The organism is Kitasatospora sp. NPDC001225 (assembly GCF_053597855.1).
Map to the genome: position 1 here is coordinate 57,454 of NZ_JBSFJC010000029.1, position 19,870 is coordinate 77,323.

Genomic DNA, 19,870 nt, shown 5'->3' on the forward strand with positions numbered 1-19,870 from the left:
GGCCAGGGGCGCAGGCGGGGCCAGGGGCGCAGGCGGGGCCAGGGGCACCGGCGGCCGGGCGACCGCCTCCCGCGACGGGCCCCCGTCGGGCGCGGACTGCCGCAGGCCCGGGACGGACGAGACCCCCACCGAGCCGTGCCCGGTACGGACCAGGACTGTTCCGCGGGACTTCACCGCTACGTTTCGAGTACCCAAGAGAATCGTTTCGCCCTCCGGCCGGCCTGCGCCACCACCTGGCTTGTCGCTACTGGCGCCAAGGCAGCGTGGCACGGCCCGACCGACCGTCCGACGAATCACGCGAAGCCCGGACATCCGGGCCCGGAACGCGCTACTCTCCCCGCCCCCGGTCGCCCCGGGTGTCCGTCCGCACACCCAGGGCGACCGGAGAGCCGGGCTCGACGGCGGTCCTCAGAGCTGCCGCAGCAGCATCCCCGGCTGCTCCACACAGTCCGCGACGAACCGCAGGAAGCCGCCCGCCGTCCCGCCGTCGCAGACCCGGTGGTCGAAGGTGAACGACAGCTGGGTCACCTCGCGGACCGCCAACTCCCCCTGGTGGACCCAGGGTTTGGCGACGATCCGACCGACCCCGAGCATCGCCGCCTCCGGGTGGTTGAGGATCGGGGTCGAGCCGTCCACGCCGAACACCCCGTAGTTGTTCAACGTGAAGGTGCTGCCGGTCAGTTCGGCCGGGGTGAGCGCGCCGCTGCGCGCCGCCTCGGTCAACCGGCCCAGCTCCTCGCCGAGTTGCCCGGTGCTGCGGTTCTGCGCGTCCCGCACCACCGGGACGACCAGCCCGCGCTCGCCCTGCGCGGCGAAGCCCAGGTGCACCGCCGAGTGCCGGACGATGCCCGAACCGTCCCCGGTGACCGAGGAGTTGAGCTCCGGGAAGCGCGCCAGGGCGACGGTGCAGATCCGCGCCAGCAGCGCCAGCACGCTCACCTTCGGCCCCGGCGCGGCGTTCAACTGCCGCCGCAGTGCCATGAGTTCGGTGGCGTCGGCGTCCACCCAGCAGGTCGCCGCCGGGATCTCCCGGTGGCTGCGGCTCAGCTTCTCGGCCACCGCCTTGCGCAGCCCGCGCAGCGGGACCACGCCGTCCTGCCCGGCGGGCCCGGCCGGCGCCGGAGCGGCCACCTTGGCCGCGACCGCCCGTTCGACGTCCGCACGCATGATCAGTCCGTCCGGCCCGCTCCCGGTGAGCGCGGCCAGGTCGACCCCCTGCTCCCGGGCCAGCCGCCGCACCAGCGGCGAGATCACCGGCACCACCGCCGGCCCGGCCGGGACGACCGGAGCCCGCACGGCCACGGCACCGACGGCGACCACGGCCGAGGCCGAGGCCGAGGCCGGTGCCCCGACCCGGCGCCGCCGCCCGCCCCGGCCCGGCTCGGCGACCCCGAACCCGACCAACGGCCGCTCCACCTCGGCAGAGGCGGCGGCAGCGGCAGGCGCAGCGGCAGAGCCCGGCCCCGCCGCATCCTCCGACCCGCTCCCCACCGCCGGCGCCACCGCGACCGTCACCAGCGGCGCGCCCACGGCGATCTCCTCGCCCACCTCGCCGTACCGCGCGGTGACCACCCCGCCGTACGGGCAGGGCACCTCCACCACGGCTTTGGCGGTCTCCACCTCCACCACCGGCTGGTCGACCGCGATCACCTCGCCGACCTCGACCATCCAGCGCACCACCTCGGCCCCGGTGAGCCCCTCACCGAGGTCGGGCAGCCGGAACTCCCGTACGACGGGCATCATCCTCGGTCCTCCCACTGCAGCCGGGCGACCGCGTCCAGGATCCGGTCCACCCCGGGCAGGTGGTGGTGCTCCAGCATCGGCGGCGGGTACGGGACGTCGAAGCCGGTGACCCGCAGCACGGGCGCGGCCAGGTGGTGGAAGCAGCGCTCGGTGACCCGGGCGGCGATCTCCGCGCCGGTGCCGCCGAAGCCGCTCGCCTCGTGCACCACCACGGCCCGGCCGAGCGAGCGCACCACCCGGCAGACCGTCTCGTCGTCGAACGGCACCAGGGTGCGCAGGTCCAGCACCGCGAGGTCCCGGCCCTCGGCCTGCGCCGCCTCCGCCGCCGCCAGGCAGACCGGCAGCGAGGGGCCGTAGGTGATCAGCACGGCGGAGGTGCCGGTGCGCCGCAGCACCGCCCGGCCGATCGGCTCGACGGGCGCGTCCGGGTCGAACTCGGCCTTGCCCCAGTAGAGCCGCTTGGGCTCCAGGAACACCACCGGGTCGTCGGAGGCGATCGAGGCGCGCAGCAGCCCGTACGCGTCGGCCACCGTCCCCGGGGTGACCACGTGCAGGCCGGGGGTGCTGGTGTAGTAGGCCTCGGAGGCGTCGCTGTGGTGCTCGACGCCGCCGATGCCCCCGCCGTACGGGATGCGGACGGTGATCGGCAGCGGGAGCCGGCCCGCCGTGCGGTTGCGCATCTTGGCGACGTGCGAGAACAGCTGCTCCAGCGCCGGGTAGGCGAAGGCGTCGAACTGCATCTCGACGACCGGGCGCAGCCCGTACATCGCCATGCCGATCGCGGTGCCGAGGATGCCGGCCTCGGCCAGCGGGGTGTCCAGGCAGCGCTCCGGTCCGAACTCGGCGGTGAGCCCGTCGGTGATCCGGAAGACCCCGCCGAGCGCGCCGACGTCCTCGCCGAGCACGTGCACCGCCGGGTCCTCGCGCATGGCGTCCCGCAGCGCGGAGTTGAGCGCCTGCGCCATCGAGGCGGTACGGACATCAGAGGGGCGCCGCGCAGAGGCTCCGCCAAGGGTGGGGGTGGGCGACGGGTGGGCCGTGCTCATCGGTCCGCCACCTCCGCCTCGGCGGCCAGCTCGGCGGCCAACTGGGCGGCCTGCTCGCGCAGTTGCGGGGTCGGCTCGGCGTAGACGTGGGCGAACAGCGACATCGGGTCCAGCTCCGGGTCGGTGTGGAACTCCGCCCGCATCCGGGCCGCCAGCGCCTCCGCCTCGTCGGCCGCCTCCCGCACCAGGCGGTCGTCCAGCACGCCGAGTCCGCGCAGCGCCCGCTCCATCAGCAGGATCGGGTCGTGCTCGCGCCAGGCGGCCACCTCGGGCTCGGTGCGGTAGCGGGTGGCGTCGTCGGCGTTGGTGTGGGCGTCGATCCGGTAGGTCAGCGCCTCGACCAGGGTCGGGCCGCCGCCGGCCCGGGCCCGCTCGACCGCCTCGGTCAGCACCGAGTGCACGGCGGGCGCGTCGTTGCCGTCCACCAGCCGGCCCGGCATCCCGTAGCCGACGGCCTTGTGGGCCAGGCTCGGCGCGGCGGACTGCGCACTGAGCGGCACGGAGATCGCGTAGCCGTTGTTCTGCACCAGGAAGACCACCGGGGCGTCCAGCACGGCCGCGAAGTTCAGCGCCTCGTGGAAGTCGCCCTCGCTGGTGCCGCCGTCGCCGAGCATCGCCAGCGCGACCACCGGCTCGCCGCGCAGCCGGGCGGCGTGCGCCAGCCCGACGGCGTGCGGGGCCTGGGTGGCGAGCGGGGTGCAGAGCGGGGCGGTGCGGCTGGCCCGCGGGTCGTAGCCGGTGTGGGCGCTGCCGCGCAGCAGGGTCAGCGCCTCCAGCGGGTCGACGCCCCGGGAGACCACGGCGAGGGTGTCGCGGTAGCTGGGGAAGAGCCAGTCGTGCTCGCCGAGCACCAGCGCGGCGGCGACCTGGCAGGCCTCCTGGCCGGTGGACGCCGGGTAGACGGCGAGCCGGCCCTGCTTGGTCAGGGTGGTGGCCTGCTGGTTGTACCGGCGGCCGACGACCAGGCGGCGGTACAGCTCGCGCAGCAGGGCGGGGTCGTACTTCTCCAGCGCGGGGGTGCCGATCGCCCGGACGGGGGAGGGGTCCGGGAGGAGGGGTGCCGGATCGGTGCGCGGGGCGGTGGCCCCGGGCAGCCAGCCGGGTACACCCGCGTGGTGTCTGTGGTCGAGAACGGTCATCTCGGGGCACCTCCAGGGGTTGCGGGGGCTCCCTACCGATTGTTCGGTCGTCTGTTCATCTTGACCAGAAGCGTGACAAGGTGGTGGACATTCGGCCTGTACGGCGGTCGACTGGTGGCAGTGCGTCCAATCGGTGGGGGTGGGGGGTCATGTCGGCTGAACAGATGTCCAGACTCGACCGGGTCGACCGGTCGATCCTGCGGCTGCTGCAGCAGGACGGTCGCGCCTCCATCCGCTCGGTGGCCGAGCGGGTGCACGTGTCCCGGGCCAACGCGTACGCCCGGATCTCCAGGATGGTCGAGGACGGCATCATCCGCGGCTTCACCGCCAGGGTGGACCACGAACGGGCCGGTCAGGCCGCGTCGGCGTACGTCACCCTGAAAATCGTCCAGAACTCCTGGCGGACGGTGCGCGAGCAGCTGCTGGAGCTGCCCGGGGTGGCGCACATCGCGCTGGTCGGCGGGGACTTCGACGTCCTGCTGCTGGTGCACACCGCCGACAACAAGGCCCTGCGGGAGCTGGTGCTGGGCAGCATCCAGTCCATCCCGCAGGTGCTCGGCACCCGCACCATGCTGGTCTTCGAGGAGACCGATCAGGTGCCGCCGCTCTGAGGAGGGCTCCGCCTCGAGGGCGGGGCCCGGGCCCGGGGGAAGGACCGGTCAGCGCGCCCGCAGCCCGTCGAAGGCCAGGTGGACCACCGCGTCCGCGACCCCGTCGGCGGCCTTGAGCCCCGGCCGGTACCACTCCACGATCGAGTTGATCATCCCGAACAGCAGCCGGGTGGCCAGCCGCGGCTCCACGTCCGCGCGCAGCGCGCCGTCCGCGACCGCCGCCCGCAGCAGCTCGGCGACCTGGTGGTCGAAGTCCCGCCGGCGCTCCAGCGCCCACTGCTCGGTGGCCGTGTTGCCGCGCACCCGCAGCAGCAGCGTCACGTACGGCAGCTCGTCCAGCAGCACCTCGGCGGTGCGGCGCACCACGTGCTCCAGCCGCTCCACCGCCGGGCCCGCGACCGCCTCGGGCTCGGCCAGGATCGCGAACAGCCCGTCCAGCGCCCGGCCGACCGCCAGCCGCAGCAGCTCCTCCTTGCCGCGCACGTGGTGGTAGATGGAGGACTTGGAGATCCCGGCCGCCCGGGACAGGTCCTCCATCGAGGTGCCGTCGTAGCCGCGCTCGTTGAACACGTCGACGGTCACCGCGAGCAGTGACTCCACGGTGTAGGCGGTGCGCGTGGTGTGATCGGCCATCCTCCGAGTATCCCCGGCCGTCACCCCCGTCACGCGAGCGGGTCCGACTGGTCCACACCAACCAAGGGACGCCGACGGGGTCAGGCCCTAGACTCTGCGGACGATCCGTCCACGTCCAAGGCTGGGGACATGAACGCAATACCGGCAGTCGCCTCCGACGTGCCAGAGAAGCGCAGCGAGGAGCCGGAGGGACCCGCGCGCACCTGGCAGGAGCGCGGCCGGGCCCTGGTGGTCCGCTTCGGACCGGCGGTGTGGTGCTACGCGGTGCTGAAGCTGATCGGCTTCACCGTCTTCATGAAGCTGCTCTCCTTCTCCGGGGAGTACGCCAAGAAGCCGGCCCGGTTCGGCGGCGGCGCCAACCCCTGGGACGTGGTGGCCACCTGGGACGGCTGGTGGTACCAGCAGGTGGCTCGGTTCGGCTACCACCCGGCGCTCGTCCCGATACCGAACGGACCGGTCGGCTTCAGCGTCGAGCAGAACTCGGCCGCGTTCTTCCCGCTCTACCCCGGCCTGATGCGGATGACCTCGGACGTCACCGGCCTCGGCCTGTACGGCGCCGGGATGCTGGTCTCGGTGGTGGCCTCGCTGTTCGCCGCGGCCGGCATCTACGCCGTGGTGGAGAAGCTGACCGGCGACGCCCGCTCCGGTGTGATCGCGGCCGGCATCTGGGCGATCGCCCCGGGTTCCGGCGCCGAGTGGGCGGTCTACTCGGACTCCCTCTTCGTCGCGCTGGCCGCCTGGGCCTGCTACTGCGTGATGACGAAGCAGTGGGTCGCGGCCGGGGTGATCACCCTGGTCGCCGGGCTCAACCGGCCGACCTCCGCGGCGCTGATCGGCGCGGTCGGCCTGGCCGCGCTGGTCGAGCTGTACCGCCGCGAGAGCGGCGTCCTGCGCCCGCTGGCCGCGATGCTGCTGGCCCCGCTCGGCCTGCTCGGCTACGTGGGCTGGGTGGGCTGGCGGACCGGCGAGTGGGGCGGCTACTTCCGGCTCCAGCACGACGCCTGGCTGCACTACTTCGACTGGGGCCAGGGCACCTGGCACGCGATCCGCGGGGTGCTGCTGGGCCGCAGCGACTACCCCTTCGCCTTCCCGATACCGGACCTGTTCGCCACCCTGATCGTGCTCAGCCTGCCGATGCTGATCGTGCTGCTGGTCCGGCTGCGCCCGCCGCTGGTGCTGACCGCCTACACGCTGGCCACGATCGTCTCGGTGCTCGGCAGCCTGGGCATCTTCGGCAACGTCTCCCGCTACCTGCTGCCCGCGTTCCCGCTGTTCATCGCGCTGGCGGTGGGGATGCGCAAGCTGAGCCTGCCGGTGCTGGCCACCGTCCTGGGCACCGGCGCGGTCGCCTCCGGCTGGTACGCCGGGTACGTCATCTTCGAGCTGGGTGTGCCGTAGACCCGGACCACCCGAGCCCCCGGGGGCGCGTCCGCCACGGACGCGCCCCCGCGCGTTTCCCGGTGGATTCCTCCCACCACACCCTCGTGGCCCGACCGATCGTTCGGTTACTCTGTGACGTGTCCCGTCCTGCTTTCCGAGGCCCTCCGAGGAGCGCACAGATGTCCGCAGCGGTCACCCACCCCCTCGTCAGCGAGCTGGTCGAGCGCCACCAGGCCACCCTGGACGCCGCGCTCGCCGCCGCCGCCGAGCGCGACTACTGGTCGCCCTACCCCGAGTTCCCCAAGGCGTACGGCGAGAGCGGGCCGGCGGACGGCAAGGCCGCCTTCGACGCCCTGCTCGGCAGGCCCTTCACCCTCGAAGGCCACCCCACCGACGGCGACCAGGTCGGCGGCGAGGCCTCCCCGTACGGCGTCGAGCTGGGCATCACCTACCCGCACGCCGACCCGGACGCGCTGATCGCCGCGCTCACCGCCGCCCGCCCCGGCTGGGCCGCCGCGACCCCGCTGGAGCGCGCCGCCGTCTGCCTGGAGATCCTGCACCGGATCAACGCCCGCTCCCACGAGTTCGCCCAGGCCGTCATGCACACCACCGGCCAGGCCTACGGCATGGCCTTCCAGGCCGGCGGCCCGCACGCCCAGGACCGCGGCCTGGAGGCGGTCGCCTACGCGTACGCCGAGCAGACCCGACTGCCGAAGCAGGCCGGCTGGACCAAGCCGCAGGGCAAGCGCGACCCGCTGGTGATGACCAAGGAGTTCACCGTCGTCCCGCGCGGCCTCGCGCTGCTGATCGGCTGCAACACCTTCCCCACCTGGAACGGCTACCCGGGCCTGTTCGCCTCGCTGGCCACCGGCAACCCCGTCCTGGTCAAGCCGCACCCGCGGGCCGTCCTGCCGCTCGCGCTGACCGTCGCCGTCGCCCGCGAGGTGCTCGCCGAGGCCGGCTTCGACCCGAACCTGGTCGTCCTGGCCGCCGAGCACGAGGGCGGCACCGTCGCCGCCGCCCTCGCGGTCCGCCCCGAGGTCAGGCTGATCGACTACACCGGCTCCACCGCCTTCGGCGACTGGCTGGAGGAGCACGCCAGGCAGGCGCAGGTGTACACCGAGAAGGCCGGCGTGAACGCCGTCGTCATCGACTCCACCGACGACTACAAGGGCATGCTGGGCAACCTGGCCTTCGCGCTCTCCCTCTACAGCGGCCAGATGTGCACCACCCCGCAGAACGTGCTGATCCCGCGCGGCGGCATCGCCACCGACCAGGGCGACAAGTCCTACGACGAGGTGGTCACCGACCTGGCCGGCGCCATCGAGGGCCTGCTCTCCGACGACGCCCGCGCCGCGGCGATCCTCGGCGCCGTGGTCAACCCCGGGGTGCTCCAGCGCTCGGCCGCCGCGGCCGGCGGCGAGTACGGCGAACTCGCCCTCGCCCCGCGCGCGGTGACCTCCCCGGACTTCCCCGGCGCGACCGTCCGCACCCCGGCGCTGGTCAAGCTGGACGCCGACAAGCCGGACGACCGCGCGGTCTTCCGCAGCGAGTGCTTCGGCCCGGTCTCCTTCGCCGTCGCCGTCGAATCCACCGCCGCCGCCGTCGAGTTGCTGCGCACCACGGTCCGCGAGAAGGGCGCCATGACGGCCTCCGGCTACACCACCTCGCCCGAGGTGGAGGCGCTGCTGGTCGAGGCCGCGCTGGACTCCGGCGTCTCGCTCTCGCTCAACCTGACCGGCGGCGTCTTCCCCAACCAGACCGCCGCCTTCTCCGACCTGCACGGCACCGGGGCCAACCCGGCCGCCAACTCGGCCTACTGCGACGGCGCGTTCGTCGCCAACCGGTTCCGCACGGTGGAGATCCGCCGGCACGCCTGAGCCGTTCACCCCCGTCACCGGGCCCCGGCGGTCACCCACCGCCGGGGCCCGGCGGTTCACAGCTCCGACGGCGCCCGCGATGATGGAGGCTGGGAGAACGCCGGGAACGGCGTACGACCGCCCTCCGAACAACGGGAGCTGATACATGGCCGTGAAGCCGACGACCGAAACCGACGTCCTGATCGTCGGCGCCGGACCGACCGGACTGCTGCTGGCCGGCGACCTCGCCGCCGCCGGAGTCGGCGTCACGGTACTGGAGAAGCGGGCCGCCGAGTCCAACCTCACCCGGGCCTTCGCCGTGCACGCCCGCAGCCTGGAGCTGCTGGACGCCCGGGGCCTGGCCGAGGAGCTGATCGCCACCGGCCGCCCGCTCGCCGAGCTGAGGATGTTCGACCGCTTCGGCATCGACCTCGCCGCGCTGCCCACCCGCTTCCCGTTCGTGCTGATCACCCCGCAGTACAACGTCGAACGGCTGCTGCTGGACCGCGCCGAGAAGGCCGGCGCGACCGTCCTGCGCGGCGCCGAGGTCACCGGGCTGCGCCAGGACGCCGAGGGCGTGACCCTGGAGACCCGGGACGGGCAGGGCCACCGCGCCGCGTACGCGGTCGCCACCGACGGCGTCCACTCCACCGTCCGCGACCTGCTGGGCATCCCCTTCCCCGGGGAGTCGGTGGTCGACTCGGTGGTGCTGGCCGACGTCCGGCTGGACCGCGAGCCCGCCCAGGCGATCACCGTCGGCGCCAACCAGGCCGGCTTCGCCTTCATCGCCCCGTTCGGCGACGGCTGGTTCCGGATCATCGCCTGGGACCGCGAGGAGCGGTACCCGGACGGCACCACCCCCTCCGCCGAGCAGCTCACCGCCCTCGTCCGGGCCATCCTCGGCGAGGACTACGGCCTGCACGAGGTGCGCTGGAGCTCCACCTTCCACAGCGACGAGCGGCAGGCCCCCAACTACCGCTCCGGCCGGGTCTTCCTGGCCGGCGACGCCGCGCACTGCCACTCCCCGGCCGGCGGCCAGGGCATGAACACCGGCCTCCAGGACGCCGCCAACCTCTCCTGGAAGCTCGCCGCGGCACTCCGGGGCCACGCCACCGACGCCCTCCTGGACACCTACCAGACCGAGCGGCACCCGGTCGGCAAGACGGTGCTGCGCACCTCCGGCGCGCTGATCCGGCTGGCCCTCGCCGAGTCCGCCCCCACCCGCGCCCTGCGCGGCGCGCTCACCGCGCTGGGCGGCCACCTCGACCCGGTCACCGAGCGCGGCGCCCGGCTGGTCTCCGGCATCGGCATCTCCTACCCCGCGCCCAAGGACGCCCACCCGCAGGTCGGCAAGCGCGTCCCGGACCTGCGACTGACCGCCCTGAGCAAGCCCGCCGAGGGCGCCCCGGCCGCGCCCGAGCGGCTCTACGAGGCGCTGCGCGCCGGGATGTTCGTCCTGGTCAGCAATGACGAGCTGGCCGCCGCCGAGCCCTGGGCCGACCGCATGGTCTCCGCCGCCCCCGCCGACCCGCACGGCAAGCTGCGCGACACCGTCCTGCTGATCCGCCCGGACGGCTACGTCGCCTGGGCCGCCGTCGACCCCGGCCAGGGCGAGCTGCGCGCCGCCCTCACCGACTGGCTCGGCGCCCCGGCCTGACCACCCCCGGGCGGGCCCGCGATCCCCGCGCGCCCGCCCGGCCCGTCGTTCGCCGGCCGCTCAGCCCCGGGCCTTCACATAGTGCCGCGCCGCCTTCGCCCGGTTCCCGCACACCGCCATCCGGCACCACCGCCGGCGGCCGTTCTGCGAGGTGTCGAAGAAGTACAGGACGCACGCCTCGTGCGCGCACTGCTTGATCCGCTGGGCGCCCCGGTCCAGCAGGTCCAGGAAGTCGTCCGCCGCCAGCCAGGAGGCCAGCCACTCGGGCCGGTCCACCTCGACGTGCGCGGTCGGCCCCTGCGGGCCGAGCTCCCGGCGCAGCCGCCCGTGGCCCAGCACACCGTTCAGCCGGGCCACCGCCTCCGGCCCCAACTGCCCCTGCCCGCACAGCTCCTGGACGGCATCGGCGATCACCTCACGGGTCTCCCGCAGGGCCGCGAGCCCCGACCCGGCGGCCCGGCAGCGGTCCGCGAGGCCGGCCGAGGAGAGCCAGATCGGGTAGCCGTCCGGTTCGGCGAGCAGGTCGTTGACGGGCGTTCCGGCCCAACGCGTGTTGAGCAGGTCCAGCGCGAGCGGCTCACCGATCAGCGGTCGCGGGTCCCTCGGGTCCGGCTGCACGTCAGTCATCGCTCTCCCTCGGATCGGTCCGATTCTACGTCCGCCCCTTCCGCCCGAACTGGTCTGGACCGGCCCCGGAACCACGGTCATTCACTGTATGGAACCGCCGAGTTGGGGGCCCTCCACAGTTGACTGTTTTTTAGCAACGAATTGCCCGGCCATGAGCCAATTCGCACACGGGTTCTGTCATGTTCGAGCCAGCGTTCTCGACCCCCCTGAACGCCTGGTCCCTTGCCGGCCCCCCACAGCCGGCTGGAGGAGGATCCGTTGCGTCCCCGCTCCCTTGCCCTCGCCGCGGCGATAGCCGTGCTGCCGCTGACCGCCGTCTCGCTCGGTGTCTCCACCGCGCAGGCCGCCACTCCCAACGCCTCCCCGCGCGTCGCCCTGCCGAACACCGTGAACCCGGCGGTGGCCCACTCGGAGAAGAAGGGTGACGTCCCGGCCGCGCAGCAGATCTCGGTGTCCGTCAGCCTGAAGCTGCGCGACACCGACGCCCTGGACCGCTTCCTGACCGCCGTCACCACCCCGGGCGCCCCGGAGTACGGCCACTACCTGACGCCGGAGCAGTTCACCGCGCGGTTCGGCCCGACCCAGGCCGCCGTCGACCAGGTCCGGACGTACCTGGCCCAGCAGGGCCTGACCGTCTCCGACGTGAGCGCCAACCGCCAGGTGGTCAACGCCCGCGGCACCGCCGCCCAGGTCTCCCAGGCCTTCGGGACGCACGAGAGCGCGTACCTCGACCCGCAGCTCCAGCGCGCCTTCTTCGCCAACGACGCGGCCGCCTCGATCCCGTCCGACCTGGCCTCCGTGGTCCAGGGCGTCAGCGGCCTGGACAACCACGCGGTGCGCAAGAACCGCCTGGCCACCCCGAACTCGGTCACCCCGAACACGGCGAGCGCGAGCCCGAGCGGCATGGCCCCGGCCCAGTACACCGGTGCGTACAACCTCAACAAGACCGGCGCGGACGGCACCGGCACCACGGTCGCGCTGTGGGAGTTCGACGGCTACCAGTCCTCGAACCTGACCACCTACGACTCCCAGTACGGCCTGTCCGGCCCGGCCGTCTCCACCGTCTCGGTGGACGGCGCCACCTACGACTCCGCCCCCGGCCAGGGCCAGGGCGAGGTCGAGCTGGACAGCGAGATCGTCCGCGGCGCGGCGCCCAAGGCCACCCAGCTGGTCTACGAGGCGCCCAACAGCGACCAGGGCGAGATCGACATGGCCAACAAGATCGTGACCGACAACAGGGTCTCGGTGGTCTCGATCTCCTGGGGCTCCTGCGAGCCGGACACCACCGCCGCCTCGATGACCGCGGTCGACAACGCCTTCAAGCAGGCCGCCGCCCAGGGCATCTCGATCTTCTCCGCCTCCGGCGACGACGGCTCCCGCGACTGCACCCGCTCCACCAGCGGCTCCGGCGTGAAGGCGGTCGACTTCCCGGCCTCCAGCCCGCACCAGACCGGCGTCGGCGGCACCAACCTCAAGGTCTCCAGCGGCAACGCCTACTCCTCGGAGAGCGCCTGGAGCACCGCCGGCGGCGGCGTCTCCACCGTGTTCGCCAAGCCGAGCTGGCAGACCGGCACCGGCGTCAGCGGCACCATGCGCACCGTCCCGGACGTCTCCTCCAACGCCGACCCGCAGAGCGGCTTCGCGATCTACACCGCCGGCGCCTGGCAGGTCTACGGCGGCACCAGCGCGGCCGCGCCGCTCTGGTCCGGCTACGCGGCCCAGTTCAACCAGAAGGCCAAGGCCGCCGGCCAGGCCGTCCTCGGCGAGGCCAGCCCGCGGCTGTACTCGGTGGCCAACGGCAGCGGCTACGGCAGCACCTTCCACGACGTGACCACCGGCGCCAACCAGGACTTCTCCGCCAAGGCCGGCTACGACCAGGTCACCGGCTGGGGCTCCCCGGTCGCCGACGCGCTGACCACCGCCCTGCTCGGCGGCGGCACCACCCCGCCGTCCGGCGGCTGCACCGCCGCCCAGCTGGTCGCCAACGGCGGCTTCGAGAGCGGCACCGCCTCCCCGTGGACCGCCTCCAGCGGCGTGGTCAGCAACAGCTCCTCCGAGGCCGCCCACTCGGGCAGCTGGAAGGCCTGGCTGGACGGCTACGGCTCGGCCCACACCGACACCCTGTCGCAGACCGTCTCGATCCCGGCCGGCTGCGCCTCCGCCAAGCTGACCTTCTGGCTGCACGTCGACACCGCGGAGACCGGCACCACCGCGTACGACAAGCTGACCGTCCAGGCCAACAGCACCACGCTGGCGACCTACTCCAACGTGGACGCCGCCGCCGGCTACGTCCAGCGCACCCTGGACCTGACCTCCTTCGCGGGCCAGACCGTGACCGTCAAGTTCACCGGCACCGAGGACTCCTCGCTGCAGACCAGCTTCGTGATCGACGACGTCGCGCTGAACGTCGGCTGACCACCGGCCGCACCACCGCACCACCCGATCCCCGCCGGGGCGGAGCCGTCAGGGCCCGCCCCGGCGGTGTCCGTCCCGGGCCCTGACGGAGCAGTCCGCCGCCCCGTCCGGGGCCCGGTCAGCGGCCCGTGTTTCCGGACTGTTTCAAGATCGATAACCCTTCGGTCCACCTGCCGTGACCACTGTCATACGCACGACTGATGACGTAGCCTCTCGACCGTGCATAGGGTTCCCCAAAGCTCGGTGAAGCCGCTGGCGGCGCGCCCCGGCGCCGACCCGGTCCCGCCGAACTCACCTGGTGGGGAGGGTCACCGTATGGCCGCACAGCAACCTCAGGACGCCGCGCGGCTGCGGCTGGTCGGATCGCACACGGAGCGCCCGGGCCCGCCCGGGCCGCCCGGCCCGACTCCCGCCACCCCCGGACCGCCCCCCGGCCGGCTCGCCCCGGTCGGCGGCTTCGCGGACACCCTCCACCTGGCGATCGAGGCCAGCGGCCTCAGCCTGGACCGCATCCGCGCCGCCCTCGCCGGGCGCGGCGTCAGGGTCAGCGTGACGACCCTGAGCTACTGGCGGCGCGGCCGCAGCCAGCCCGAGCGGGCCAGCTCGCTGCGCGCCGTCCACCTGCTGGAGGAGCTGCTCGGGCTGCCGCACAGCGCGCTCTCCTCGCTGCTCGGCCCGCCGCGCCCGCGCGGCCGCTGGGCCGCCGCGGCCAACACCTGCCACCTCGGGCTGGAGGACGTCTGGCCGGGCGAGCAGGAGATCGCCAACATCTTCGCCGAGCTGAACGCCCCGCCGGCCGGCGAGCTGGAGCGCCTGAGCATCCACGACTCCTACTACGTGGACGCCGAGCGGCGCGGCAACCTGCTGCGGATGCGCCAGGTGGTGCGCGCCACGGTCGGCGGCGTCGGCCGCTGCCTGGTGGTGCACATGGCCGACGAGGAGGCGGCCGGCTGCCCGGAGATCACCGCGGTGCGGCACGGCCGGCTGGGCCGGGTGCGCCGTCGCCCGGAGGCCGGGCTGATCGTCGGCGAGCTGATGCTGGACCGCCCGCTCGGCCTCGGCGACAGCACGGTCTTCGAGTACGAGGTGGAGATCCCGCCCGGCGGCCCGACCACGGAGTACAGCCGCCGCTTCGCCACCCCGGTGCGCGAGTACGTGCTCCAGGTGCACTTCGACCCGGCGGCCGTCCCGGCGCACTGCGAGCGCTACGACCGCGAGCCGGGGGCCGACGTCGACCACCGCCGCGAGCAGCTGTGGATCGGCGCCTCGGCGAGCGCCCACGTCCTGGCCCCGGACCAGCAGCCGGGCCACATCGGCATCCGCTGGGAGTGGGCGTAGCCCTTCCGCTCCTTCGAGACCCGCCGGACCTCACGGTCCGGCGGGTCTTTCGCATGCCCGCCCGAATACCTGACCCTTCCGACTCCCTGCACTGGTTGACGCTGCATCACCTAACTCCTACTCTCGTGAATACCGGTTAGGCAGCTGCCCCGCCGGAAGCCGAAGCCCCCGGGAGTGACCAGGCATGTCCAGCACCGCCCAGCTCCGCACCCTGCAGACCGGCCACGTGGGCCTGAACGTCACCGACCTGGCCCGCTCGATCGCCTTCTACCGCGCCGTGTTCGGCCTCGACGTCACCGCCGAGGGCACCGACCCCGACCGCCGCCACGCCTTCCTCGGCCGCGACGGCCGCCTGGTGGTGACGCTCTGGCAGCAGAGCGCGGGCCGCTTCGCCCCCGGCAACCCCGGCCTGCACCACCTCTCCTTCGAGGTCGAGAGCCTCGACGAGGTCCGCGCCACCGAGCGGCTGCTGCGCGAACTCGGCGCCGAGTTCGCCTACGACGGTGTCGTCCCGCACAGCGAGGGCTCGGCCTCCGGCGGCATCTTCTTCACCGACCCGGACGGCATCCGGCTGGAGGTCTACACCCGCACCGGCGTGGCCGGGACCGCGGCCGCCGCCCCCACCGCCACCGCCCCGACCTGCGGGTTCTTCTAGGAACCGGGCCCGGCCATGACCACCACCAGCACGCCGTACCACCCCGGCGAGCGGGCCGCCCAGGCCCGGGCCGGCCGGACCGAGCGGGCCGACCACGCCGGCCGGTCGATCCGCCGCACCGTCCCGGCGGTCGCCGCCCGCTTCCTGGCCGAGCGCCGGATGCTGGTCCTCGGCACCGCCGACCGGGACGGCCGGATCTGGGCCACCCAGCTGGCCGGCCCGGCGGGCTTCCTCACCGCCCCGGACGAACGCACCATGGCCGTCGCCGCCCTCCCCGCCGGGGCCGACCCCCTCGCCGAGGCACTGGCCGGCCCCGCCCGGGTCGGCACGATCGCGCTGGACCCGGCCGGCCGGCGCCGGATGCGGCTCAACGGCCGCTCCCTCCCGGACGGCCGGGGCGGGCTGCGGGTGCACGCCGACGAGGTGGTCGCCAACTGCCCGAAGTACATCCAGCGCCGCACCCCGACGGACCGCCCCGCCGCCGGCCCGCCCCGTACGGTCGCCGCCGGCCCGGTGCTGACCACCGCCCAGCGGCTGGCGGCGGCCACCGCGGACACCTTCTTCATCGCCAGCACCGGCCCGGACGGCAGCGTGGACGCCTCCCACCGCGGCGGCTTCCCCGGCTTCCTGGAGCCGGTGGCGCCGGACCGGCTGCGCTGGCCCGAGTACCCGGGCAACAGCATGTTCCTGACGCTCGGGAACCTGGAGCTGGACCCGCGGGCCGGCCTGCTGCTGCCCGACTGGGAGACCGGCGGAGCGCTGCTCGTCACCGGCGAGGCCCGCACCGACTGGTCCGAGGAGGCCCGGCAGGGCGTCCCGGGCGCCGAGCGGATGGTCGAACTGACCGTCACCGGCGTGCTCGAACTGGCCGACGCCACCCCGCTGACCTGGACCGACCCGGAGTACTCGCCCGCCATCCCGCGCTGACCCCGCCTCACTTCGCCTAGACCCTCCGCCCGACCCACGCCACGCCCGGGAGCCGAACGGGTCTCACCCGTTCGGCCTAACCCACCGTGACTCATCGCGCCCGCTTTGGGACTTTGGTCCGGATAACACGCGGAATAGTCCGGGAAAGAGGCGGAGCATGACCCTGACCGACCCCCTGTCCCCGCTCATCGAGTTCGACGACGTCGAACCGGCGGAGGACTGCATATGCGGGGGCTGCAACGCCCGCCGACGAGCACGGCTGCACGCCGCGCCCGTCCACGAGGGCGGACACGCCTCCGCCCGCAGCGTCCGCCGCCGGGCCGCCGTCCTGATGGCCGCCGTGGGCACCGCGCTGGGCGGCGGAGCGGCCGCCGCCGGCACCGCCACCGCGGCCCCCGCACCCGGCCCCACCCCGGGCGGCAACAGCAGCAGCCAGTCCCAGACCCCCCAGGGCGAGGTCAGCGGCCTCTACGGCCAGGCCCCCGGTGCCCGTACCTTCGCCGCGCCGCGCGCCGCCGCGGCGCCGCTCACCCGGGCCCAGGTCATCCAGCGCGCCCAGACCTGGGTCGACCAGGGCGTGCCGTACAGCATGAGCCGCTACTGGTCGGACGGCTACCGCCAGGACTGCTCCGGCTTCGTCTCGATGGCCTGGGGCCTGGGCAGCAGTCAGACCACCTGGACACTGCCCAACTTCGCCGAGCGGATCGGCAAGAACGACCTCCAGCCCGGCGACGTCCTCATCTACAACAACCCGGCCAACCCCCAGGCCGGCTCGCACGTCACGATCTTCGGCGGCTGGGCCGACTCCTCCCGCACCAAGTACGTCGCCTACGAGCAGACCGGCCCCTCCGCCAAGAAGCGCTCCACCCCGTACGCGTACTGGAACAACTCCGGCTCCTACGTCCCGTACCGCTACACCGGCCTGTCCTCCGGCAGCAACGACGGCGGCGGCACCTCCTCCACCGCCTTCCCCGGGGCCGACAAGTTCGGCCCCGGCGCCAACAACGCGTCCGTCACCAGGCTCGGCCAGCTGCTGGTGCAGCGCGGCGGCGCCGGGTTCTACTCCGAGGGCCCCGGCCCGCGCTGGGGCGAGGCCGACCGCAAGGCCACCCAGGCCTTCCAACAGGCCCAGGGCTGGCGCGGCACCGAGGCCGACGGCATCCCCGGCAAGGACACCTGGGACTACCTGGTCAACGGCAAGGGCCGCAACATCGGCGGCGGGGGAGGCACCCCGCTGCCGCCTCCGCCGCCGCCCGTCACCGGGGGCTCCGCCTTCCCCGGCGCGCAGTACTTCGGGCCCGGCCAGAGCAACGACCACATCCGGCAGCTCGGCGAGCAGCTGGTCCGCAAGGGCTTCGGCGGCTCGTACAGCGTCGGCCCGGGACCGCGCTGGACGGAGAGCGACCGCCGGGCCGTCCAGGCCTTCCAGCAGGCCCAGGGCTGGCGCGGCAGCGAGGCCGACGGCTACCCGGGCCCCGACACCTGGCGCCGGCTCTTCTCCTGACGCCCCCTCCGAGGCGCGGTGCCCACCCGGGCGCCGCGCCTCAGCGCTTCCCCGACATCCAGTGGAACAGGCCCATCCCGACGCTGGTCGCCAGGTTGAAGCTGGACACCCCGGGCCGCATCGGCACCGCCACCAACCGGTCGGCGCGGTCCTTGAGTTCCGCCGACACACCGTGCCGCTCCGTCCCGAAGGCGAGCAGCGCGTCGTCCGGGAACGGCACGTCCCGGATGTCCGCGCCCTCCGGGTCCAGCACGTACAGCGGCCCGTCCGGCAGCTCCGGCAGGGCCAGCCGCTCCACCGCGGTCGCGAAGTGCAGCCCGGCGCTCCCCCGCAGCACGTTCGGGTGCCACGGATCCAGGTCCCCGGTGGTCACCACCCCGGTGGCGCCGAAGCCCGCCGCGAGCCGGATCACCGCCCCGACGTTCCCCAGGTTGCGCGGGTTCTCCAACAGCACCACCGGCGCCCGGCGCGGCAGCCGGCCCAGCACCGCCCGGTTCGCCTCGACCCCGGGCCGCGCCGCCAGCGCGACCACCCCGGTCGGGTGCAGCCGCGGCACCAGCCCCCGCAGCGCCGCCTCCGGCAGCTCCACCGCGAGCCCCTCCAGCGCCGGAACGACGTCCGGCGCCAACTCACCCGCCAGCGCCAGCAGCGCGCCCCGGTCCGCGGTCAGCACCCGCCGCACCTCGCCGCCGAACCGCAGCGCGTGCTTCAGCGCGTGGAAGCCGTCCAGCAGCACCGCCCCCGGCTCCCGCTCGGCCGCCCGCCACGCCCGCACCAGCCCGTCCTCGTCCGTCCTGTTCACTCCGCCATCGTCTCCCCCGGGCGCCCCGCCGCGGCGATCACCTCGTCGAAACCGAGCGCCCGCCCCAGCGGGCCGTCCGTCGTGGCGGCCAGGCCGGCCAGCGCGAGGTCCAGGTGCCGGTGGACCAGCGAGCCGTCCGCGTCCAGCGCCGCCAGGGCGCCCGGCAGCGGACGGGACACCCGGACGCAGAGCAGCACCAGGTCCCCCATCCCGACGTCGGGGCGCAGCCGCCCGGCCTCCCGCGCGGCGCCCAGCAGATCCTCGACGGCCTCCACGGTGCCCCGCCGGACCGCCACCAGCTCCTCGTCCACCACCAGGCGCTCCAGCAGCACCACGATCGCCGCCCCCATCCGCAGATCGGCGGCGGCGTGCACGAAGCGGCGCAGCGCCTGCCAAGGGTCCGCCTCGACGCGCCGCGCCTCCTGCGCGGCCTCGCCGAGCCGGGCCAGCAGGTCGGTGACCAGCGCTCGGACCAGCGCCTCCCGGTCCGGGAAGCGCCGGTAGAGCGTGCCCGGGCCGACCCCGGCCCGCCGCACCACCGCGTCCAACGGGGCGTCCGGGCCCCGCTCCAGGAACACCTCGCAGGCGGCGTCCAGGATCCTGCGCCGGCTGCGTTCCGCGTCGGCCCTCATCCACAACTCCCTAACCGGAGAAAATCTCTCCCCCTATGCTAGCGTCACCAGAAGCGGAGAAAAACTCTCCGCCTCTCCCGGAGGAGCGCCACCATGCCGACCAGCCTCACCATCCGCACCGAGATCGACGGCACCCCCCACCCCCGCGAGGCCGTCCTCGCCTGGGAACTCGACCGCGCCCGCGCCGCCCTGCACCTCCTCAAGCAGCGCCTCGGCGACACCCGCACCCGCGAACTCCTCACCCCCGACACCACCGCCGCCGACACCGCCCTGACCACCTGGGCCCAGGCCTCCGCCGGCCACTGGCGCACCGCCGTCACCGAACTCACCGCCACCGGCATCGACGCCCGGACCTTCCTCACCTGGTGGCAGACCCGCCTCCACTCCGGCGACCGCACCGCCCTCCTCGCCGCCAACCCCGAGCACTACCTCGCCGACTCCACCGGCGACCGGGTCGAGATCATCGAAACCCTCGGCACCACCCCGACCCGCTTCTTCCTCCACTTCCACGACACCCCCGGCAACGCCACCTTCCCCGTCCGCATCGGCGGCACCGGCACCCTCGCCGACGGCACCGAAGTCCTCCACGTCATGCACGAGTTCGCCGACACCCCCGACGGCCTCCGCATCCGCCTCACCGTCCAGTTCCCCGAAGCCGCCCCCGACCTCCTCCCCACCGGCCACCAGTGGCACTTCGCCTGCGAGTTCACCAACTGGCTCCAAGCCGCCCACGCCGCCTGACCCCACGCACCCGTCACGCCCCTCAGCACCCTCCCCCACCCCCAGCGGGCGCGCCCACCCACTCCCGCACCAGGGCCCCACCCCCACCCCCACCCACCCGCCCCTCCCCTCTGGCGAGAGGGACGCGCTGCGGGAGGGGGTGGCGCAGGGGGTGGCCGCGG

17 protein-coding genes are annotated in these 19,870 nt (G+C 74.2%); 10 read left to right on the plus strand and 7 right to left on the minus strand.

Translation table 11 applies throughout. The features are described 5' to 3' along the window. Positions 1–408 precede the first annotated feature (408 nt). The 3 genes from ACWDCZ_RS12945 to pdhA all read right to left on the minus strand — a co-directional run bounded on the left by ACWDCZ_RS12945 (position 409) and on the right by pdhA (position 3,928). Positions 409–1,740 (minus strand): dihydrolipoamide acetyltransferase family protein, encoded by a 1,332-nt coding sequence (locus ACWDCZ_RS12945; protein WP_449815983.1) that lies wholly within the window; start codon positions 1,738–1,740, stop codon positions 409–411. Further along, complete coding sequence (locus ACWDCZ_RS12950; RefSeq protein ID WP_259316901.1) at positions 1,740–2,708, minus strand: alpha-ketoacid dehydrogenase subunit beta; 969 nt, start codon at positions 2,706–2,708, stop codon at positions 1,740–1,742. Before ACWDCZ_RS12950 ends, ACWDCZ_RS12945 begins: the two co-directional genes overlap by 1 nt. A 77-nt stretch (positions 2,709–2,785) precedes the next feature. After that, a complete protein-coding gene (pdhA, locus tag ACWDCZ_RS12955; RefSeq protein WP_049652804.1) occupies positions 2,786–3,928 on the minus strand; it encodes a pyruvate dehydrogenase (acetyl-transferring) E1 component subunit alpha in 1,143 nt (380 codons plus the stop codon). A 149-nt stretch (positions 3,929–4,077) separates the two neighbouring features. On the opposite strand from pdhA, the gene ACWDCZ_RS12960 reads away from it, so the two are divergent. Then, the gene (locus tag ACWDCZ_RS12960; RefSeq protein ID WP_049652805.1) at positions 4,078–4,539 is read left to right on the plus strand and encodes an Lrp/AsnC family transcriptional regulator; all 462 of its coding nucleotides are present in this window, start codon (positions 4,078–4,080) and stop codon (positions 4,537–4,539) included. A gap of 48 nt (positions 4,540–4,587) precedes the next feature. Here ACWDCZ_RS12960 and ACWDCZ_RS12965 read toward each other — a convergent pair whose 3' ends face one another. Next, entirely contained in the window at positions 4,588–5,172 is a 585-nt protein-coding gene (locus tag ACWDCZ_RS12965) for a TetR/AcrR family transcriptional regulator (protein WP_049652808.1), read from the minus strand. Positions 5,173–5,301: 129 nt separating this feature from the next. Between ACWDCZ_RS12965 and ACWDCZ_RS12970 the strand changes: the two genes are divergently transcribed. The 3 genes from ACWDCZ_RS12970 (at position 5,302) to ACWDCZ_RS12980 (ending at position 10,068) form a co-directional block, all read left to right on the plus strand. Further along, entirely contained in the window at positions 5,302–6,570 is a 1,269-nt protein-coding gene (locus ACWDCZ_RS12970; protein ID WP_082345816.1) for a glycosyltransferase family protein, read from the plus strand. Between the two features lie 161 nt (positions 6,571–6,731). Beyond that, entirely contained in the window at positions 6,732–8,432 is a 1,701-nt protein-coding gene (gene paaN, locus ACWDCZ_RS12975; protein WP_449815974.1) for a phenylacetic acid degradation protein PaaN, read from the plus strand. A gap of 145 nt (positions 8,433–8,577) precedes the next feature. Next, entirely contained in the window at positions 8,578–10,068 is a 1,491-nt protein-coding gene (locus ACWDCZ_RS12980) for an FAD-dependent monooxygenase (protein ID WP_449815975.1), read from the plus strand. Positions 10,069–10,128: 60 nt separating this feature from the next. On the opposite strand, the gene ACWDCZ_RS12985 is transcribed toward ACWDCZ_RS12980, so the two are convergent. Continuing rightward, positions 10,129–10,695, minus strand: a complete 567-nt coding sequence (locus ACWDCZ_RS12985; RefSeq protein WP_449815976.1) for a CGNR zinc finger domain-containing protein — start codon at positions 10,693–10,695, stop codon at positions 10,129–10,131. A 258-nt stretch (positions 10,696–10,953) separates the two neighbouring features. Here ACWDCZ_RS12985 and ACWDCZ_RS12990 point away from each other — a divergent pair, with 258 nt between their 5' ends. The 5 genes from ACWDCZ_RS12990 (at position 10,954) to ACWDCZ_RS13010 (ending at position 17,534) form a co-directional block, all read left to right on the plus strand. After that, positions 10,954–13,110 (plus strand): protease pro-enzyme activation domain-containing protein, encoded by a 2,157-nt coding sequence (locus ACWDCZ_RS12990; protein WP_449815977.1) that lies wholly within the window; start codon positions 10,954–10,956, stop codon positions 13,108–13,110. Positions 13,111–13,425: 315 nt separating this feature from the next. Next, a complete protein-coding gene (locus ACWDCZ_RS12995; protein ID WP_079272005.1) occupies positions 13,426–14,448 on the plus strand; it encodes a hypothetical protein in 1,023 nt (340 codons plus the stop codon). Positions 14,449–14,632: 184 nt separating this feature from the next. Further along, the gene (locus ACWDCZ_RS13000) at positions 14,633–15,103 is read left to right on the plus strand and encodes a VOC family protein (protein WP_049652819.1); all 471 of its coding nucleotides are present in this window, start codon (positions 14,633–14,635) and stop codon (positions 15,101–15,103) included. 15 nt (positions 15,104–15,118) lie between these two features. Beyond that, positions 15,119–16,030, plus strand: coding sequence for a pyridoxamine 5'-phosphate oxidase family protein (locus ACWDCZ_RS13005; protein ID WP_449815978.1), 912 nt, complete (start codon positions 15,119–15,121; stop codon positions 16,028–16,030). 157 nt (positions 16,031–16,187) lie between these two features. Beyond that, positions 16,188–17,534 (plus strand): peptidoglycan-binding protein, encoded by a 1,347-nt coding sequence (locus tag ACWDCZ_RS13010; protein ID WP_449815979.1) that lies wholly within the window; start codon positions 16,188–16,190, stop codon positions 17,532–17,534. Between the two features lie 40 nt (positions 17,535–17,574). On the opposite strand, the gene ACWDCZ_RS13015 is transcribed toward ACWDCZ_RS13010, so the two are convergent. Both ACWDCZ_RS13015 and ACWDCZ_RS13020 read right to left on the minus strand, forming a co-directional pair. Then, entirely contained in the window at positions 17,575–18,336 is a 762-nt protein-coding gene (locus ACWDCZ_RS13015) for a TrmH family RNA methyltransferase (protein ID WP_449815980.1), read from the minus strand. Beyond that, complete coding sequence (locus ACWDCZ_RS13020; RefSeq protein WP_449815981.1) at positions 18,333–18,968, minus strand: TetR family transcriptional regulator; 636 nt, start codon at positions 18,966–18,968, stop codon at positions 18,333–18,335. The genes ACWDCZ_RS13015 and ACWDCZ_RS13020 overlap by 4 nt, the downstream gene beginning before the upstream one ends. A 93-nt stretch (positions 18,969–19,061) precedes the next feature. Here ACWDCZ_RS13020 and ACWDCZ_RS13025 point away from each other — a divergent pair, with 93 nt between their 5' ends. Next, positions 19,062–19,709, plus strand: a complete 648-nt coding sequence (locus tag ACWDCZ_RS13025) for a hypothetical protein (protein ID WP_375876547.1) — start codon at positions 19,062–19,064, stop codon at positions 19,707–19,709. Positions 19,710–19,870 lie beyond the last annotated feature (161 nt).

What these genes read in the sequence shown, in the direction of transcription:
- ACWDCZ_RS12945 (WP_449815983.1), bottom strand. Translation starts at nt 1,740, where the DNA reads ATGCCCGTCGTACGGGAGTTCCGGCTGCCCGACCTCGGTGAGGGGCTC.
- ACWDCZ_RS12950 (WP_259316901.1), bottom strand. Translation starts at nt 2,708, where the DNA reads ATGGCGCAGGCGCTCAACTCCGCGCTGCGGGACGCCATGCGCGAGGAC.
- pdhA (WP_049652804.1), bottom strand. Translation starts at nt 3,928, where the DNA reads ATGACCGTTCTCGACCACAGACACCACGCGGGTGTACCCGGCTGGCTG.
- ACWDCZ_RS12960 (WP_049652805.1), top strand. Translation starts at nt 4,078, where the DNA reads ATGTCGGCTGAACAGATGTCCAGACTCGACCGGGTCGACCGGTCGATC.
- ACWDCZ_RS12965 (WP_049652808.1), bottom strand. Translation starts at nt 5,172, where the DNA reads ATGGCCGATCACACCACGCGCACCGCCTACACCGTGGAGTCACTGCTC.
- ACWDCZ_RS12970 (WP_082345816.1), top strand. Translation starts at nt 5,302, where the DNA reads ATGAACGCAATACCGGCAGTCGCCTCCGACGTGCCAGAGAAGCGCAGC.
- paaN (WP_449815974.1), top strand. Translation starts at nt 6,732, where the DNA reads ATGTCCGCAGCGGTCACCCACCCCCTCGTCAGCGAGCTGGTCGAGCGC.
- ACWDCZ_RS12980 (WP_449815975.1), top strand. Translation starts at nt 8,578, where the DNA reads ATGGCCGTGAAGCCGACGACCGAAACCGACGTCCTGATCGTCGGCGCC.
- ACWDCZ_RS12985 (WP_449815976.1), bottom strand. Translation starts at nt 10,695, where the DNA reads ATGACTGACGTGCAGCCGGACCCGAGGGACCCGCGACCGCTGATCGGT.
- ACWDCZ_RS12995 (WP_079272005.1), top strand. Translation starts at nt 13,426, where the DNA reads ATGGCCGCACAGCAACCTCAGGACGCCGCGCGGCTGCGGCTGGTCGGA.
- ACWDCZ_RS13000 (WP_049652819.1), top strand. Translation starts at nt 14,633, where the DNA reads ATGTCCAGCACCGCCCAGCTCCGCACCCTGCAGACCGGCCACGTGGGC.
- ACWDCZ_RS13005 (WP_449815978.1), top strand. Translation starts at nt 15,119, where the DNA reads ATGACCACCACCAGCACGCCGTACCACCCCGGCGAGCGGGCCGCCCAG.
- ACWDCZ_RS13010 (WP_449815979.1), top strand. Translation starts at nt 16,188, where the DNA reads ATGACCCTGACCGACCCCCTGTCCCCGCTCATCGAGTTCGACGACGTC.
- ACWDCZ_RS13020 (WP_449815981.1), bottom strand. Translation starts at nt 18,968, where the DNA reads ATGAGGGCCGACGCGGAACGCAGCCGGCGCAGGATCCTGGACGCCGCC.
- ACWDCZ_RS13025 (WP_375876547.1), top strand. Translation starts at nt 19,062, where the DNA reads ATGCCGACCAGCCTCACCATCCGCACCGAGATCGACGGCACCCCCCAC.